19 protein-coding genes are annotated in these 17,605 nt (G+C 58.4%); 12 read left to right on the top strand and 7 right to left on the bottom strand.

What is annotated here, in order from left to right; genetic code table 11:
• Positions 1-3: 3 nt before the first annotated feature.
• From OKC27_RS11710 to OKC27_RS11685, 6 genes are all read left to right on the top strand, one after another.
• On the top strand, positions 4-366 hold the full coding sequence (locus OKC27_RS11710) for a hypothetical protein (protein WP_270806266.1): 363 nt from the start codon (positions 4-6) through the stop codon (positions 364-366).
• A gap of 8 nt (positions 367-374) precedes the next feature.
• On the top strand, positions 375-1,046 hold the full coding sequence (locus tag OKC27_RS11705) for a hypothetical protein (protein WP_270806265.1): 672 nt from the start codon (positions 375-377) through the stop codon (positions 1,044-1,046).
• 3 nt (positions 1,047-1,049) lie between these two features.
• Positions 1,050-1,424 (top strand): hypothetical protein, encoded by a 375-nt coding sequence (locus OKC27_RS11700; RefSeq protein ID WP_270806264.1) that lies wholly within the window; start codon positions 1,050-1,052, stop codon positions 1,422-1,424.
• The gene (locus tag OKC27_RS11695) at positions 1,424-1,663 is read left to right on the top strand and encodes a bacteriocin (protein WP_270806263.1); all 240 of its coding nucleotides are present in this window, start codon (positions 1,424-1,426) and stop codon (positions 1,661-1,663) included. Before OKC27_RS11700 ends, OKC27_RS11695 begins: the two co-directional genes overlap by 1 nt.
• 13 nt (positions 1,664-1,676) lie before the next feature.
• The gene (locus OKC27_RS11690) at positions 1,677-3,077 is read left to right on the top strand and encodes a hypothetical protein (protein WP_270806262.1); all 1,401 of its coding nucleotides are present in this window, start codon (positions 1,677-1,679) and stop codon (positions 3,075-3,077) included.
• A gap of 134 nt (positions 3,078-3,211) precedes the next feature.
• A complete protein-coding gene (locus OKC27_RS11685; RefSeq protein ID WP_270806261.1) occupies positions 3,212-10,903 on the top strand; it encodes a PLxRFG domain-containing protein in 7,692 nt (2,563 codons plus the stop codon).
• A 32-nt stretch (positions 10,904-10,935) separates the two neighbouring features.
• Here the strand turns inward: OKC27_RS11685 and OKC27_RS11680 are convergent, their stop codons facing one another.
• Both OKC27_RS11680 and OKC27_RS11675 read right to left on the bottom strand, forming a co-directional pair.
• Positions 10,936-11,334, bottom strand: coding sequence for a type II toxin-antitoxin system death-on-curing family toxin (locus tag OKC27_RS11680; protein ID WP_270806260.1), 399 nt, complete (start codon positions 11,332-11,334; stop codon positions 10,936-10,938).
• Entirely contained in the window at positions 11,334-11,513 is a 180-nt protein-coding gene (locus OKC27_RS11675; protein WP_033137226.1) for a hypothetical protein, read from the bottom strand. Before OKC27_RS11675 ends, OKC27_RS11680 begins: the two co-directional genes overlap by 1 nt.
• A 147-nt stretch (positions 11,514-11,660) precedes the next feature.
• Between OKC27_RS11675 and OKC27_RS11670 the strand changes: the two genes are divergently transcribed.
• On the top strand, positions 11,661-11,864 hold the full coding sequence (locus OKC27_RS11670; protein ID WP_244775954.1) for a hypothetical protein: 204 nt from the start codon (positions 11,661-11,663) through the stop codon (positions 11,862-11,864).
• Between the two features lie 4 nt (positions 11,865-11,868).
• On the opposite strand, the gene OKC27_RS11665 is transcribed toward OKC27_RS11670, so the two are convergent.
• Positions 11,869-12,216: a hypothetical protein gene (locus OKC27_RS11665; RefSeq protein WP_080944317.1), complete on the bottom strand. Its 348-nt coding sequence runs from the start codon at positions 12,214-12,216 to the stop codon at positions 11,869-11,871.
• Between the two features lie 75 nt (positions 12,217-12,291).
• On the bottom strand, positions 12,292-12,642 hold the full coding sequence (locus tag OKC27_RS11660) for an Arc family DNA-binding protein (RefSeq protein ID WP_270806257.1): 351 nt from the start codon (positions 12,640-12,642) through the stop codon (positions 12,292-12,294).
• Between the two features lie 148 nt (positions 12,643-12,790).
• Here OKC27_RS11660 and OKC27_RS11655 point away from each other — a divergent pair, with 148 nt between their 5' ends.
• The 5 genes from OKC27_RS11655 (at position 12,791) to OKC27_RS11635 (ending at position 14,500) form a co-directional block, all read left to right on the top strand.
• Entirely contained in the window at positions 12,791-12,955 is a 165-nt protein-coding gene (locus OKC27_RS11655) for an Arc family DNA-binding protein (RefSeq protein ID WP_081250441.1), read from the top strand.
• Positions 12,942-13,850 carry a KilA-N domain-containing protein gene (locus OKC27_RS11650; RefSeq protein ID WP_182785840.1) on the top strand — a complete coding sequence of 303 codons (909 nt, stop codon included), beginning with the start codon at positions 12,942-12,944 and terminating at the stop codon, positions 13,848-13,850. Before OKC27_RS11655 ends, OKC27_RS11650 begins: the two co-directional genes overlap by 14 nt.
• On the top strand, positions 13,847-14,122 hold the full coding sequence (locus tag OKC27_RS11645; RefSeq protein WP_270806256.1) for a hypothetical protein: 276 nt from the start codon (positions 13,847-13,849) through the stop codon (positions 14,120-14,122). The genes OKC27_RS11650 and OKC27_RS11645 overlap by 4 nt, the downstream gene beginning before the upstream one ends.
• Positions 14,119-14,250: a hypothetical protein gene (locus tag OKC27_RS11640; protein ID WP_257520022.1), complete on the top strand. Its 132-nt coding sequence runs from the start codon at positions 14,119-14,121 to the stop codon at positions 14,248-14,250. Before OKC27_RS11645 ends, OKC27_RS11640 begins: the two co-directional genes overlap by 4 nt.
• 127 nt (positions 14,251-14,377) lie before the next feature.
• Complete coding sequence (locus OKC27_RS11635; RefSeq protein ID WP_270806255.1) at positions 14,378-14,500, top strand: hypothetical protein; 123 nt, start codon at positions 14,378-14,380, stop codon at positions 14,498-14,500.
• Between the two features lie 397 nt (positions 14,501-14,897).
• On the opposite strand, the gene OKC27_RS11630 is transcribed toward OKC27_RS11635, so the two are convergent.
• The 3 genes from OKC27_RS11630 to OKC27_RS11620 all read right to left on the bottom strand — a co-directional run bounded on the left by OKC27_RS11630 (position 14,898) and on the right by OKC27_RS11620 (position 17,605).
• Positions 14,898-16,550, bottom strand: a complete 1,653-nt coding sequence (locus OKC27_RS11630) for a cation acetate symporter (RefSeq protein WP_182939735.1) — start codon at positions 16,548-16,550, stop codon at positions 14,898-14,900.
• 11 nt (positions 16,551-16,561) lie between these two features.
• Positions 16,562-16,873 (bottom strand): DUF485 domain-containing protein, encoded by a 312-nt coding sequence (locus OKC27_RS11625; RefSeq protein ID WP_005336970.1) that lies wholly within the window; start codon positions 16,871-16,873, stop codon positions 16,562-16,564.
• A 105-nt stretch (positions 16,874-16,978) separates the two neighbouring features.
• Positions 16,979-17,605, bottom strand: a complete 627-nt coding sequence (locus OKC27_RS11620; protein WP_182939543.1) for a 3'-5' exonuclease — start codon at positions 17,603-17,605, stop codon at positions 16,979-16,981.

The following is a 17,605-nucleotide window of genomic DNA, read 5'->3' as shown; positions in this document are numbered from 1 at the left end:
AAAATGCAGAATCGATACCTATCGCGAATAGCCAGCGACACTGGTAATCCCAGGCTATCCGCCGAACTGCAAGACGCCATCCGTAACCGGGTGGCGTTTTTGTTTGTGCGTGGCGATGACGGCTTCGTGTTGAAGCCGGTCAGCGAGCAGGGCACTACCGGCGTGCTGGTATGGGTCGGCTGGGGTGATGGTGGTGCGCCAGAGCGCCACCTGCCGGAGGTGAAGCGGCTGGCCCGCATGATAGGTGCCCGCTGGTTGCGCTTTCACTCTGCGCGCAAGGGGTGGCTCAGAGTGGCGCCAAGAATGGGGTGGGTGCGTCAGCCAGACGATGCTGACGGGCTCTTTGTGTTTCAGATCAACTTGTGAGGTGAGCGATGGGCAAGGGTGGCTCTAACGAAATTCAGGAGACGGAAGCCCAGAAGGCGGCTGCCGATGTGGCCATGGAGCAGTGGGATCTCTACAAGAACGACCTGCAGCAGTATGAGGACATCTTCATTGACAAGGTGGATGACCTCAACAGCGAACGCGAGCACGACAAGCTGGCTGGCACGGCCGCGCTGGGGACTGCCAAGACGTTTGGTGAGGCGCGTGCCGGTCTGGCTGACACCATGGCGGCTGGCGGCGTGGATCCGACCAGCGGCAAGTATCAGTCTGCCATGTCCAATCTGGAGACAGATCAGGCATTGAGCCAGACCGACACCACTAACCGCGCTCAGTCCAGCCAGCAAGATAAGTATGTAGCTGGCCTCAAGGATGTGGTGAGCATTGGCGCTGGCCAGAAGGCTGAATCGCTGGCTGCCATGGGCGATGTGGCCACTACCAGCCTGCGCAAGGCCACCAGTGACGCCCAGAGCTCATTCCAGAGCCAACAGGCAACCGCTGGTCTGGTTGGCGCTGTCGGCGGCGCTGCGTTTAGAAAGTACGGTTTGAAGGATGTTGAAAAGCCAGATAACAGCAACGCACCTTCGTATCTTGATGGCACGAAAACGCTGGCTGACAACAGGACGTACAACCCAAAAGCAAACACCTATTTTGGAGGGAGATAAGCGATGGGTTACGCCGCAGACACTTACGCCAAAATCACCCGAGAGCAGTACCAGGACTGGAAGACGCGCTTCTACCCCAAGCAGAAGGAGCTGATGGAGCTGGCCACCAACGGCCAGCTGCTGCAGGAGCAGCTCGGCCGGGTGGATGAGAACAACGCCAACGCCCTGCGCTCGGCCCAGCAGGCCACGGCAAATCGCAATGCCCGCATGGGGGTAAGCAGCAACGCCAGCGACAACAGCCAGGGGCTGCGTGCGGCCTTGATGACCGCAGGCACGGAAAACGGTCTGCGCGAGCAGGAGCAGGCGCGCCAGATGGGGATCTTGACCGGCGCTGATGCCGGGCTGCGTGAGGCAATTAAAACCGGTGGGGGGATGTGATGGGATACGGACTGCTTGATATTGGCGCCCAGACGCGCCAGCAGGGGATGATGGGGCTGCGTGATGCGGCCAATCGGGAGCAGGAATTGGAGGCGGCCAACGAAAACCTCAAGACTGCCCGCAAGGGGCAGACTATGAGCGCGGTCGGCACGGGGGCCGGGATCGGCATGATGGTGGGCGGCCCTGTCGGGGCGCTGGTTGGTGGTGGCGTTGGTTTTCTGGCTGACAGTTTGTTTTAACAGGGGGTGAGTGATGGGCGTATCAGGATTGGCAGAAGGCTTTCTGGCCGGGTTCAACACCATGGATAACTATCAGCGGGGGCAGAAAGAGGATGCTCGGCAAGAGCGCGAACTGGGGTTGCGCGATGCAATGGTGAAGCAGAACAAGGAGAACTCAGATCGCGACTTCTCTCTTCGGCAGGCCAGCTTCGAGCATGACAAAGAGCGCACGAAGACCGCTGAAGAACAGTGGAAACAGGAGTTAGGCCTCAGGCAGAAAGAGTCTGAGGGGATGCAGGCTTACAGAAATGCCAACCTTGGCCTTGCCCAAGCAGAAGAGGGGCGCCGCAAGCAGGAGTATGACTGGCAGGTGAAGGAGCGGGATAAGCAGGCGTACCAACAGGAGAATCGGCCCATCATCCAGTCTGGCTGGCAGGCTGTGGTCGAGGGCAAAGACCCGGGCGAGAAATTCTGGGGGGTTGTGCGAGATCCGCGTGCGGGTTCATTTAATCCGGAGCGCTATCTGCAGCCGGATTATGCCGAGGCGGGCAAGACCTTTGTCACCCATGCTGGCAATCTGGTGCGCCTGGCTCAGGAAGGAAAGCTCGACCCGACCACACCGGAAGGGCATGCAGCCGTGAACAACCCGCAGTTTATCAAGGCTGCCGGCACACTCTATCAGGATGAGGTAAATAAGGGGGTTGGCGATATCGACCCGGATAGCGGCAAGACCATCACCGGCAAGCAGCTGAGCAACATCATGATCACCCCTGATGGGCGCGGCGTGGTGCTGGGGGTGGAGGTGACCTACGACGACGGCAGCAAGGCCGTCCGCCCGGTCACCAATAACCGGACCTCTGCGCCGGATGACACCCCCAAGGTGATCCCCATCAATGACTTCCTGAAACCAGCCTATCAGCGGGCGGCGCTGGCCAAACACATGATCGGCAACGCTGACCAACTGCGCGCCTCGCTCGGCCTGACGGCAGGCCCGGATCAGGCTGGCTACAAGAAGGCGGTTGCTGACCTTGAGAAGCAGCACGGCCAGAACCGCGCCAGGATCTCCTCCAGCAATGCGGAGGATAAAGACCTGCAGCTCGATGCGCTGGATGCCCAACTTGAGCAGAGCAAAGCTGCGTTGGCTGAAACCTACGGCCTGACCACAAAAACGGATGAGCCAAAGCAGGAGGCGCCACTCAAGGCGTGGACCGGTGGCGATCCTGAGCGCCTGCAGTTTATCAAGGAGGCAAACCAGCACGGCAAGCTGAGCAGCCTGATGGACAACCCTGCGCGGATGAACACGGCGTTCGAGCTGTGGCGCCAACAGGCGGCCAAGCAGAAGAAAGAGGAGCAAGCTACCGTGACAGCCAGCAGGCTGCGTGATGCGGAGGCAGGCGCCTATCAGGCCATCAGTCTGGCGCAAGCGCGCCGCTAGTTGCCTTTCCAACCCCCCAGCGTTAGCATCTCTCCATAGTCGGCCAGTCTGCTTATTGGCCAGCACTCCCCATATCAAGCCCTGATCGGTTCGCCGGTCGGGGCTTTTCTTTTGCACAAAAAGCCGAGGACACCATGGACAAGCCTGGACTGCGCGACGCCTTGCCACAACCGAAACTATCCGACACCCGCACAGACCCGTTCTGGAGCAATCTCGATAGCAGCCTGTCAGCGGCTGCCGCCCCGTCTGCCGCCCAAACCCCACAGCGCGATCTCAATGTTGGCCTGGGTGATGTGGCACGCGGCGTGGGCGCTGGCGCACTAGATCTGGTTGGCGGGATTGGTGAGTTGGCCAGGCAGGCAAGCCAGTTTGGCAAGGAGAACGCTGGCAAGCAGGGAGGCGATTACCTGGAGCAGGCTCGCGCCAATATGGCCAGCAAGCTGAGCCCGGTTCTGGATGTGGTCGCAGGTGCAGGTGATCTGGCCGCGTCTGGGGCGGAATCACTGAATGATGGGATGAGTGCTGACGCCAAGGAGGCACTGGGACGCCGACTGGTCGATGAAACGCCAGAAGGCCGGTTGACCCTGGGGGATGGCGCAGGGGATATCGATGTCTGGGCCATGAAAATGGCGCAGGGGGTTGGCTCCTTGCTGCCGACCATGGCGGCTGGCGGCGTCACAGGGTTGGCAGCCAAAGCCTCTATTGGCCGTGCGGTCACCGCGACCATGCTCAAGCGTGGCGCGACCCAGGAGATAGCCGAAGCGGTTGCCGCCAAGGCCGTGTCTAAAATTGCCACCGGCGCCGCCATCACCACTGGTGCGACCGGGTCAGTCGGCAGTGCGGGGGTGAACACTCGTGACACAGTGCTGGGCATGAGCTTTGACGAGCTGGCGGGCAGCGATACCTTCCGCCAGTCGTTTACTCGCATCGACCAGGATCAGCAGACCGCCCATCTCTCTGATGAGGAAAAGCTGGGGCTGGCCCGTGAGGAAACGGCCAACTTGGCCAGCCGAGCCACTATGAGCGACGCCAAGGTGTGGGGAGCTGCCGCCATGGGCTCCATGATGGGCGACGCCATGCTGTTCAAGATGCTGGCTGGCAAGGCGGCCACCGGTGGAGTGCTGAAAGGTGCTGCCAAGGGGGCTGCAGGTGAGGGTATCAGCGAAACCCTGGAGGAGGGGGTGCAGCAATACGCCGTCAACGAATCCCTCAACGAGGTGGCCGCCGCCGATATCGACCCGATGAAGGGGGTCATGTCGAGCGCGATCGAGGGCGGCTTGATAGGGATGGGGACAGGTGGTGCGGTAGGTGCTGTCGGTGGGGCGCGAGGTAGTAAGCATGCCGGCCCAGAGGAGGACGTAGGGACCGATCCGGTTTCAGAACCTTCCGCGACGGTAACGGAGGAAGCAGCAGGCCCCGCAGGGGGTCCGGTCTCTGCATTCGGTCCACAGGAGGGTGGCGAGCAGGCGCCCTCCGCCACACAGGCTGAGGGAGATCTGAACCCGCTCGGCCCCAGCGCCAGCCAGTTTGACGAGCTGCGTGATGTGCCTGCCTACCTGCGCCGCGACGATACCGCGGAGCGGTTTAAAGGCATGGCTGCCGACAGCGAGGTGCAGCGCGCCCTGGCTGGTGAGTTTGGCCAGTCAGTGCAGGAGCTGGTTGCCTCCCAGATGCAGGCGGGTGATCAGGGCAAGAGCCTCTATGAGCGAGCTCAGGCCGGTGAGCTCGGGGTTGACCCTTTCGCTGGCAATAAGAGCGCCCAGCAAGTGGCCATGGAGAACCAGCGCCTAGCGCTGCCGCTCAAGGATGTTATCTTTGCCGGTGATGCCAATGCCAAGCCCAAGGGAAAGGCGGTTGCGGCACCGGGTGATCATGATGATCGTCAGGCCGGCACCGGTCCGCAGTATCGAGGAAATAAGCGCACCCACTGGCAGAGTGGGCAGGAGGGGGATCTGCTTCCGCTAGAGGCATCTTCCACCAAGCCCGCTGGCGAGCTGCCGGGCGCGGTGATTGAGGGTGAGGCCAGCGAGGTGGGTAACGAGTTGCCGCACCGCAATGTGGTCTATGGCAATGACTTGCGCGCCGAGCAGCAACGGGCCGCCGATCTGGCCCGCCGTGAGCGCGAGCTGAACAACCAGCCCCTGAAGATCGGTCAGTCAGAGACCCTCTTTGCCGGGGGCACGCCGGGCGCTGACCCGCGCAATAGCGCCTATACCCCGCCCAAGCTGTCACGGGATCAGGTCGATACCAGCATGGGCGAGCAGTCCACCCGCGATCCGCGCAGCCCGGTGGCGCAGTCCATCGAGCAGGCAGGCAGTGCCACCGATTCGGTATTTGGCCCGCTCCAGACACTCCGAATCACCCGCAAAGGCAAGCCGTTCGCAACCGAGAAAGAGGCGGCCATGGCCAGCCGCAAGGGCCAGGAGATGCCGGTGCCGCTCAATGGAGGTGGCTTTGGGGTAGCGGCTATCGGTGAGGTGCAACAGGCCCAAGCGCAGCAGGGCGCAGTCAAGCAACCGTCAAGCAATTCGGCCCAGCAGGATCGCCAAGACGGAAAGACTGAGATCGCGCAAAATGGCATGGTGATCGTTCATGGTTCCGGCAATCCAGGCATGAGCGAGCAGGATATTCAGATTGTCCGCGCAAGTGGTCAGAAGCAGGGCAAAAAGGGCCGTGTCTATGGTGGCTTCTATGGCACCAGCGAGCAGGACGCGCACCAAGCGCAAGCCTACGCCGATATGATGGGCGGCACGCCCACCCTGTACGATGTCAAGATTAAGCCTGGCACCAAGGTGTTGCACAAGCAGGGGGATATTACCCGCCTTTCTGAAAGCTACATCAACGAGTTGGTGAGTCAGGGATATGGTGTGGTCACCGGCACCGACCCGCGCGGCCAGACAGAGCATGTAGTTATCGACAAAAGCGCCGTAGCAAGCATGGCCCCGCGCGGCGCGCAAGCAACCCCGTCCCAAGTCGACGACATCAATGTCGCCGACATGCGTCAACCATCTGATCAGCCAGCCAAAAACGTAAGCGCTGACACAGTTCCGGCACCGTCTGCCACAGCGGGCGAGGCCAGCCAACTAGCACCAGCCATCGATACCGGATACCGAGAGGTGATCCCCGGCAACCAACCCCAAGCAGAGGTGAGCAATGAGCCAGTTACCCCAGTACCTGCAATCAGCAGTGAAGGACAACGCGATCAGCCTGGCGCAGGCGAACCGGCTGCAGCAGGCGCTGGACCAGCCGTTGCCGGACTCACCGACCGAGCTGGATCCGGAGATCGGGCAGATCTCGCTGCGCCTGCACCTGTACCTGATGGACAGCAGCAAGATGACCAAACACTGACAGCCCCGGCCCCTGATGCCGGGGTTGCTGTTTCTGAGGTGGCGCAACCAGAACCGGTAGTGCCTGCACCTGTCGCCGCGCCAGCCTCCAGTGAGCCGGTTCAGCAGATCGAAGCCGATACCGCGCCAGTCAGTAACGTGCGCATGTCACAGCAGCAGGAAGGGCTTTCTGTTGACGAGGCGAGCAAAGTCGTGGACGATTTTCTAAAGGACTACAATGGCAACATTCCGGTTGAGCCATTTATTAGAGAAAAGGCCAATGAGATCTATGGACCAGCAATCGATGAACAAGGACTCGGAGACAAAACCAAAGGTGCCTACCACCCAGGTAAATCCATCGTCACCGTCGTCTCACGGAACGCAAGGGATGGAGTATCTTCCGATAGAGGGAGCAATCGAGAGCGCAGCTTCAGCGAGGATCAGGGGCGCGTTGGAGGCAGAGAGGTTGGCCGATCAGGAGCAAAAGCGGACCTCATCACTACGTTACGCCATGAGTTGCTGGGCCACTACGGCGCTGACACGTTTACGCCAGAGAATAAGCAGCGCCTTCTCCAGAAGCTGATCGACGCCAAGAACGAGAAGTGGATCGCCCCAGTCTGGAAACAGATTGCGGGCGATTCTGTTTATGGCAAGAAGAGTGACCTGCATCAGGCGGAGGAGGTCTTTGCCCATATCGCAGAGAAAGAGCTGCCGCCCCGCACCATTCAGGCCTGGAATGACATCAAGACCGAATTCGCTCGTCTGCTGCGTAAAGCTGGTTTGGTGAAAGGCCCCATCAAAGAGCATGAGCTGGACAGCCTGATAAAGGCCGTTGGTAAAGGCATTCGCAACGGAGAGCGCACCAAGCAGAACATTCGTGGCGATCGGGAGGTGATCGGTAAACAAGCCGATGAGCCAGCCAAAGACGACAAGCCTGAACGCATTATCAGCTTTTCCAAGCAAGCTATGGCGCAGGGCGAGAAGCCAGCCAAGCACCTGACCCGCAAAGAGGCGGAGCTGGTCACCAAGGAGTGGTTCAAGCAGTACCGTGGCGCCAGTGGCATTGATGTGCAGATCCACGCGACCCAGGCCGAACTGGAGCAGGCGCTGGGGCTGGCAGCCAAAGACGGCCTGATCCGCCGCGCCGCGTTCGATGATGACAACGGCACCCTGCATGTGGCCGCCGACACCATCGCCCACCCCAAGCGGATGCGCGAGATCCTGCGCCATGAGGTGCTGGCCCACTACGGGTTGGCCAATGTGCTGGGCGATGGCGAGTACACCAAGCTGATCAGCCGCATCATCAAATCGAAGAGCGCCCCCAGCATGAAGGCTGTGTGGGATTGGGTAGATACCCATTACGCTGGCGAGGATGTCGGGGTGCAGGCCGAGGAGGTGATCGCCCACCTGGCCGAACTGGAGCAGAGCGCCTGGCGCCGCGGCTGGGATCAAGTGGTGGCATGGGTTACCAAGGCGCTGCGCACTGTCGGCTTTGTGCCTGGTGGCATTACTGCCGCCGAAACCAGAGTGCTGATTGAGGGGCTGGGCAAGAAGATGAAGCGCGGCGGCCCTGACAATGGCGGACCGGATGGTGGTCATAAGTTCAGTCAGGAGTCTGAACAGCCAGCAAAGAAGGGCGGGCTCAAGATGAGCCAGAGTGTTGCTGATAACAGCCCTTCCCTTGAGCAATCCATCACGCAAAAGGCAGTTTACCAAGCTGGTGCTGCACTTGGCTCGGTGAAGAACTGGATGAAGCAGGGGCGCCCAGTGATGCTCGGCACCCTGACCGACCTGCAGATTGACCAGGTGTACCGCGACATCACGGGCGGGGCTGTGTCGGAATACCAGCGCCTGCGCACTCAGATGGAGGCTGATCGTAACGACATCCTGCTGGATGCTGAAACCCGGATCGACCCGCTGTGGGATGCGCTGGACAAGCAGGTGAAGGCGGATCTGTCCAACCTGATGCACGATGCCACCATGGCCCGCTTGCACCCGGACAAGTCACTGGATGAGAACAGCTACTACCAGGAGGCCAAACAGAAGGTAGAACGAGCCAAGAAACCGGAGACTCGAGCAGCCTATGAAGCAGAACTGCACATCATCGAGCGCAATCACACCGAATTGGCCAAGCAGTACAACTCGCTGCCAGCCAATGCCAAGGCACTCTACGGCACCATGCAGGACACCTACACCAAGCAGTGGGAATCTCTGCGCGGTGCGATAGAGCAGCGACTGGAGGACTTGCTGGGAGTCAGCGAGGGGCGCGCCATGGCGGCCGAGATGCGCCATAAGATGGAGCACGCCCTCCAGCATGGCCCTTACTTCCCGCTGACCCGCTACGGTGACTACGTGGTTAAAGCTCGCAAGGGGGATGAGTACGTCCGTGAGCACTTCGAGCGCCGCGCCGATGCCGAGCAGGCGGTAAAGCAGTACCAGCGCGACGGTTACAACGCTGTGATGACGGTCAAGGAGGAGGGGGGCGGCGACAGCGCCAACGCTAACCAGCTGGGCATGGAGATGCTGAGCTTTCTCGATAGCGCTGACGGGGTCAGCAAGACCGCCCTGAAAGACGAGATCTGGCAAGCCATGCTGCGCATGATGCCGGATGCGTCATACGCCAAGCATGCCATTCACCGCCGTCGGGTGAAGGGGGCCAGTCGTGATGCGCACCGCGCCTATCTCAACAGCGTCTACCACTATGCCCGCCACGTATCCAAGATCCGCTATGGCCACAAGATGCAGGGGGAGTTGGACAAGCTAAGCGAGCAGATCCGGGCTGGTGTCGCTGGAGAGCCAAGCAGCCTCAAGCCAGAAGACCTGGAGATAGCTCAGCAGGTGCTCAACGAGATGAACAAGCGTCATGACCTGAACATGAACCCAACCGGCAAAGCGTGGGCGGGTTCTGCCGGTAATATCGGTTTTCTCTACTACATCGGACCATCAGTTGCCTCTGCCGTGGTCAACATGACCCAGAACTTCACCGTTATGCTGCCCCAGTTGGGGGCCAAGTATGGCTTTGCTAAATCCGCTGTCGCCATGACTCAGGCGCTGAGGGATTATGTGAAGCACGGTAAGTTCAAGGCAGGCACCACCGAGGCATGGCACTCCCTGACCCGCTCTACCACTTTGCCAGCAGATGAGCGTGCCATTCTGGACAGGCTTTACCGCGCTGGAGCACTGGATCTAACTCAAGCGCATAGCATTGCAGCCAAGGCAGACACTGACCAGCAAGAGGCCAAGCCGATGGGGAAACATTGGCGACGGGCCATGCGCTGGGCTGGAGCCACTTTCCACAACGCCGAAGTGCTCAACCGTGAGGTGGCCGCCCTGGCGGCTTACCGCTTGCTCAAGCAGGCCGAGCCGACGCTGAATGGCCAGCAATACGCTGACCGGGTGGCTGAGATGGTTTATGACGGCCACGGCAACTACGCCGCAAGCAACCGCCCACGCTATATGCGAAACGACATCACTAAGGTACTAACCCAGTTCAAGATCTACAGCCAGATGATGACTTACGTAATTTATTCCAATGCCATCAAGGCCGCCCAAGCTGGGTCGCTGAAGGCTTGGAAGAAGGGAGTGCTTGGCAAGGAGCTGACGCAAGATGACCTCAGAGCGATTGCCGATGGCAAGCTTGCAGCCAAGACCCTTGGTGGCGTGCTCGCCACCCACTGGGTGATGGCGGGGGTGATGGGATTGCCAACTCCACTGACCTTTGCAGCCTACGCGATAGCGGCAGGGCTAGATGACGATGACGACCGCAGTGGTGAGGCCTCGTTCCGCTTGGCACTGACCGAGGCGTTAGGGCCCCGCACCGGGGAGCTGTTAGCCAAAGGGCCGATGGATGCCTTGACTAACCTCAGCATTGCTGGTCGCACCGGGCTGGGCGATCTGTGGTGGCGCAGCCCCAAGGAGGGGACTGAGGGGGACGATCTGGCATGGCACGCTGTTCAGCAACTTCTGGGACCGGTTGCCGGGATTGGCATCAACCTGGCGCGTGGCGCGGGGCAGATGACAGATGGCCACATTCAGCGCGGGCTGGAAACCATGCTGCCGAAGTCGATCCGCGATGTTGCCAAGGCCTATCGCCAAGCGACGGAAGGGGAGCAGACCATCAAGGGAGACATTATCATGGATGATGTTTCGACTTGGAACGTTGCCATGCAGGGGTTGGGCTTCGGTAGCGCCCAAATGGCCAAGAACTACGACGCCCGCGAATACATCAAAGGCAAGGAGAAGCGCATCGCGGATAAGCGCTCCCAGTTGCTGACCGACTACTACATGGCCCGCAAGAGTGGTGATATGGACGAGGTGCAAGAGGTACTGGAGCGCATCAAAATGTTCAATGCCATCCACCACCCAGGCGAGCGTATCACCGGCAAGAGCCTGGCGCTGTCGTTCAAGGCCAAGCTTCGCAGCAACGAGCGAACTCAGGGCGGGGTATACCTCAATCGCAACCGAGAGTACCTGAGAGAGGAGGGGCGCTTCGCAGATTGATGGGGAATGGCGGCCGCCTGATAAAAAGGGAATCAGGCGGTTTTTTGCTCTTCTAACCAAAGCGCGTAAAGGATATCGGCAAACCACTCTTCTGGCAGCTCGCCAAGCACAAGGTCAACCATGGCGTCCGCCAGCTTCTCGTTATCTCTTTCAATCTCGAAGTCGTTGAGGGAGAGATACTCAAGGCAGACAGCGAGCCCGGTGCGCTTGTTGGCATCTGAAAAGGCGTGAGCGGTACCGATGGCCATTGCGTACTTTGCGGCGATGAGAAACACATCATTTAGCCCGTTGTAGGCGATGGCGTTGTCGATGCGGCCAAGCGCCCCCTCCAATAACGCTATGCTGGCAGGCCCCTGGTGACCAGGCGACGCACCTAGGATGTAGTGGTTAATCTCCAGCACCCGAGCGGGAGGAAACTGGATGATATCCATTACATATCAGCCAAACGGGTGAAGGTCTTTTCGTGGGTCTTCAGTGTCAGCTTGGTCTCAGACTTGATGATCTGGCGGCCCTCTTCACCGTTCAGGCACAGGTTCTTTTCAGCCTTGATTTGTGGCCGATTCTGCACTTGTGGCAATCCATATTTGTTGCTGACGGTGTTGTCTTTCATGCTGTGGCTACCTCTTGATGTCGCATGGTGAGACTTTACCATAAATGGTAAAGCGACAACCTGTGGGATGTCCAATTCCGTTGCGCGGCCCTGGCTTGCCCCGAACAACAGGGGGTAAGCTGGGCCCTGACCAGTGAGGACCTGACCATGTGGATACTGTTTGCGTTAGTGATGATGGTGGTGGCGCTGAAAGCGTTCAGTTTCAGCTTCACCCTGGCACTGATACCTTTTGCAGCAGGGTGTTGGTGTTTCAGCAAATCCAGCCGGAGCGATCTGGATGACTTTATGGCATTCAGCTTTTTTATTGCTCTGGTTGGATTTGCATTGAATGTGTTGATATCAGTTTGGTGAATGGCTAGTAGCAGCCATATTCGTTACAGGTCTGACTGAAAGCATTGCCATCACTATCTGTACCGTTGATGATGGTTGAATTTCCAACTCTTGTAGCAGTGCTGTTCCAAGAATTACCATCAGCATCCTGGCCGGTGGTATAGGTACTATTGCCAAGTCGCTGGCTCTGCTGATTCCAGCTTGATCCCGTGCTGGGGTTCTGCCCGTTGACATAAGTAGAGTTGCCAAATTTCTGAACGGTATATGTATTCCCGCTATCGTCATAGCAGGTCTTAAAGTTACCAGTTCCAATGCAGTCTGCTGATACTGAACCAGACAAAAGCACCAGCGCAGCGATGAATGCTACACGCATCAAGATTCTCCTTTTCTATCTGCAAAAATCAAATGCTGCATCGTTTGAGGCTGTGCGTCAGTGACTGCGATCACATCAGCTCTTCTTGTTTTTCATTTCCTTCGTGATGGTCTCCAGTAACTCTCTAACCTCTTTGAGCTGTTCCGTTATGGCATCCGGATTGTAGCGCGGGTCGTTTTCGTCGATCTCCTGTGGGGTGAGTACAGTTCCTGCTGGCAGCGTGTACGCCGCACGATCGATGCGCATGTCTTTTATGTACTTTACTCCATCACGCTCAGCAAACGCGGCGTCATCGTCAAAAGTTCTTTGCAGCCGGTAGACGATCTCGGCGTTCATGGTGCGCCCTGACGCGTCAGCAGCCTCATGGATGGCGGTATGAAGGTCTCTTGGTAGGCGTAATGCGGTTTTCTGTATGTCTTTGCTCATGCCGAGGTTGCAACCAACGTTTGTTTATATGCCCCCATTTTAACAACAACGAAAGATGAATTTACAGTGACCTCAAAATAATAGTTGACCTCACAGTAAAGTCGCGCAATCATTGCCTTTATAGTGAAGTCAACAAACGGAGACAAAGATGGAACAAGATAAGATCAAAAACACGTCACTGCGCTTGCCGAATGAGATCCGCAAATGGTTGGGGCATCGCGCCGTTGAGAATGGCCGCAGCATCAACAGCGAGATCATGATGATTTTCAAGGAGATGATGAAGAAAGAGGAACTGGAGAATGCTAGCAAATAGCGAAAAGAATTCGGCCAAGACGGGTGGAGCCGTCAAGGCCGAGGATGTAACCCAACAACCACGTAAGGTGTACGACATGAATATACATCAATCCGATAGACAAACGAAAGTCAATGCCATCGTTATCGAGAGCCATTCTATCGCAGTGAAGGCTGACGGCATGTACTGCCTCAACGATCTGCACAAGGCAGCTATGGCGTTGGGCAAGGCAACAGAGAGCCAGCGACCAGGCGCTTTCTTTGATGTGGAAACAAACCGTGAGTTTGCTCGCGTTGTTTCCGAAAATGCAGGAATTCCTGCATTTAAATCCACCAAAGGGCGCAATGGCGGCACTTGGGCTGTTGAGCTGGTCGCCATGAAGTACGCCGGTTGGATCGATGCTTCATTTGAAGTGCAGGTCTATGCCGCAGCTCAAGCGCTGCGCCACGGCGACATTGAAAAGGCGGTTGAGCTCTCGGGCAGCAAGGCGGCCAAGGCCGCGCTGGATGACATGCGCTTGGCCAAGGCTGTCACGTTGCGCGCCCAAGCGCTCGATCAGCAGATCAAGAATGCTCAGGCCATTTGTAATCTGCTCCCCCACCTGAGCGATGTGTCTCGCCAAACCATTACCGCGTCACTGGTTAACCCAGTGGCGGGCGCTGACATCATTCCGCTGCCATTGCTCACTGAGCATTACTACACAGCCACGGAGGTGGGCGACCGCTACGGCATCAGTGCCAACAAGGTGGGCCGCCTCGCCAATGAGCACGGCTTGAAAACCGAGCAATACGGCAAGGTGTTTCTCGACAAATCGCCAAACTCGCCCAAGCAGGTGGAGTCGTTCCGCTACAACGACGCCGGCATGAAGGCCATTGGCGAGATCATCACACTGCTGGAAGTTGGAGGCGCAGCATGAGCGACAACAAGGTTGTTCCGATCCATGCTTTACAGGATCCAGCTGGTGAAGACCTCGAGTGGACAGATCTGCAATGGGCCGTTTGGTATCTTGCCGAGGTTGAGGAGATTATCGGCGGCATCAAGGTATGCGACGACAACAGCGATGGATTGAAAGATATCGCAATGGAGCTAGCTGGAATGGCGTACATTCACGCCTGCGACATGCTTGCTGAGTTAAAGCAGGAGCACCCACTTGTCAACTCGCACCCAGCGCCGGGAGGTCTGCAATGAGCGCCGCCCAACTGCAGGTTGAGTTGAATGCACTGCTGGGGGAGTTGGAGGTTATCGACCTCTGTCCTCAGGAGCGCAGGGCGCTTGTTGACAGGATACAGCGCATGATGCCAGACAAGGCTGACTGATACTGATGGGGCTGCGGCCCCATTTTTAATACCCAAATCAGTCCGAAAATGATAAACTCAAGAAGTTTACTGTATGTGTATACAGTGTTTCACAGTCGAGAGACTGGGAGAGCAAGGGGGAGATCGGATGGAATCACTACTAAGCGAACTGGAAGAGTTTGTTGAGACGCTGGACCTGGCGCCTGAGGAGGAGAGCAAGATCGCGCGCATTCTGGGAAAACTACGCGATGAAGCCACCGTGTCAGCGTGATGCGGAAGGATTCGGATTGGCCCGCCATTGAGCGGGCTTTTCTATGCCTGCGATTTGGTCGAGTGGTTGGGCTGCATTCTTGGGGCAATTTTGGGGCAAATCGAGAGGGGTTTTGCGGGTAAATGAGGTGGTGTTGAGTGGTGGCGTGATGGAAAAAACGAGGAAAAACACAGGAGTGGCGCGGCTTTCGCGGGATGCAGCTTAATTGATAGTGTTATTGCTGCTTAACAAGATAAGTGTCCCGGTTGGTCTGTCAAATGGCGCGCATTATGGCACAGATCCCCAAAAAGTTTTAGCAAGAACTGTGATCTGGATCGGTCAGATGCGTATTTGGCTGTAGAGGGATCCACCATGAAAAAAGCCGGCACGAGGCCGGCTTGCGTGTGTCATCCCATCATCAGTGGGAGGTGGCGCCAGAGGCACCCAGCCCGGTTTGTGAACGAACGAACTGCGGCAGGAACTTGGCATGCTCATCAGCGGCGTTCTGGGAGCTGTCGGTGATGGAGAAGAACCAGATCCCGGCGAAGGCCAAGCCCATGGAGAAGAGGGCCGGGTATTCGTAGGGGAAGATAGCCTGGGCATGGCCCAGCACTTTCACCCACACGGTCGGGCCCAGAATCATCAGGGTCACCGCGCTCACCAGTCCCAGCCAGCCACCGTAGACGGCGCCACGAGTGGTCAGGCGTGACCAGAACATGGAGAGGAACAGCACCGGGAAGTTGCAGCTGGCGGCGATGGAGAAGGCCAGACCCACCATGAAGGCGATGTTCTGCTTCTCGAACAGGATCCCCAGACCAATGGCCACCACACCCAATACTACAGTGGTGTACTTGGAGACGCGCAGTTCATCGGTCTCGTTGGCCTTGCCCTTCTTCAGCACGCTGGCATAGAGGTCATGGGAAACCGCAGAGGCACCCGCCAGGGTCAGCCCGGCAACCACCGCCAGAATGGTGGCAAACGCCACGGCAGAGATGAAGCCGAGGAACAGGCTGCCACCCACTGCATTGGCCAAGTGGATCGCTGCCATGTTGGTGCCGCCCAGCAGCGCGCCAGTAGCATCCTTGAAGGCCGGATTGGTACTGACCAGCAGGATAGCGCCAAAGCCGATGATGAAGGTGAGGATGTAGAAGTAACCGATAAAGCCGGTGGCGAAGAAGACGCTCTTGCGCGCTTCCTTGGCGTCACTCACGGTGAAGAAACGCATCAGGATATGGGGCAAGCCGGCGGTACCGAACATCAATGCCAGACCGAGCGAGATGGCGGAGATGGGGTCAGCAACCAGACCACCCGGACTCATGATGGCGATCCCTTTCTCGTGCACCTTGACCGCTTCGCTAAACAGGGCGCCGATATCGAAGTTGACCGATTTCATGACCATGATGGCCATGAAGCTGGCACCGGAGAGCAGCATCACCGCCTTGATGATCTGTACCCAGGTGGTGGCCAGCATGCCGCCAAACAGCACGTAGAGCACCATCAGGATACCGACCAGCACCACGGCAACGTGATATTGCAGGCCGAACAACAGCTCGATCAGTTTGCCGGCACCGACCATCTGGGCGATCAGGTAGAGGGCGACCACCACCAGCGAACCGCAGGCGGAGAGGGTGCGCACTTCAGTCTGCTTGAGGCGATAGGAGGCGACATCGGCGAAGGTGTATTTGCCGAGGTTACGCAGCCGCTCTGCGATCAGGAACAGAATGATGGGCCAGCCCACCAGAAAACCGATGGAGTAAATCAGACCATCGTAGCCGGAGGTGTAGACCAGCGCGGAGATCCCGAGGAAGGAGGCGGCGGACATATAGTCACCGGCGATGGCCAGACCGTTCTGGAAGCCGGTGATACGACCACCGGCCGCATAGTAATCCGAGGCCGAGCGGTTGCGCTTGGAAGCCCAATAGGTGATGAACAGGGTCGCGGCCACAAAGACCACAAACATCACGATGGCCGACACATTGAGGGGTTGGCGTTGTACCTCGCCACTTATCGCATCGGCGGCCAACAGGGGTGAAGAAGCCAGTGAGGCCAACAGCAGCAAGTTGCCTTTCATGCTTTTTGCGCTCATGACTGCACTCCCTTGAGGATCTTCTGATTCAGCTCGTCAAACTCGCCGTTGGCCCGAAACACATAGATGCCGGTCAACACGAAGGAGGAGAGGATCAGTCCCACCCCGACCGGAATGCCACGGGTGACGGTGGTGCTGTCACTGAGCGGGGTGCCGAGCCAACCGGGGGCAAAGGCGATGAGCAGAATAAACGCCAGGTAGAGTCCCAGCATCAGAGCCGAGAGGGCCCAGGCAAAACGCTGGCGCTTGGCGACCAGCTCCTGGAAGTTGGGATCTTGCTGGATCCTCAGGTAGCTTTGCTGTTCCATTGCAGTTCTCCATGACATAAGTGTCAGCGGTGGATGGGGTAACCCCGACGAGCAGGGGACCTGCTCATGTAAGCAAAATGTGAATTAAATGTTATTTGTGGGCAATTAGACTTTGGGATAAGCCAGCGGCGAGCCGCAGGTCAGGCGCAGGTAGATGAGCGCGGCCGTGGTGGCATCGGCAAGAGCATCGTGGGCGGGCAGGGGGGGCAGCGCCAAGTGACGGCAAATGGCACTCAAGTGCAGGTCGATGGCCGCATCGGGATAGCGGCGATAGAGGTGGTCGTGATAGAGCTGGCTCACCTCGATCCCTCGTTGGGGCAGGGTTAATCCCCACAATTTCTGGCAGGCGAGATTGAGAATACGCAGGTCGTAGGCGATGTGATAGCCCACCAGTTCACGCGGGCCGATAAAGGCCAGAAGCAGGCGCAGCGCGGCTTCCAGCCTCATCCCCTGTTGCAGATCCTGATGGCGCAGGCCGTGGATCACCACCGATTGGCCGGTCAGGCTGGCCGGTGGCTGTACCTTGATGGCGAGCGCCTCGCCAGTCAGCAGCCGGTTGCCCTGAATGCGCACCGCCCCGATGGAGACGATCTCGGCCTGCTCGGGATCGAGACTGGTGGTCTCGAAATCGAGGGCGATCCGTTCATCATCCGGTGGGGTGGCAAACAGCGGCGCGAACTCGCCCGTTCGGAACGCGCGGCCATACCAGTAGCGTCGAGCGCGGCTCAACAT

This window comes from Aeromonas sp. QDB62, assembly GCF_027705695.1.
Taxonomy (GTDB): Bacteria; Pseudomonadota; Gammaproteobacteria; order Enterobacterales; family Aeromonadaceae; genus Aeromonas; species Aeromonas allosaccharophila.
Note: the sequence above shows the minus strand (reverse complement) of the source record. Positions and strands in the feature narration are given on the sequence as shown.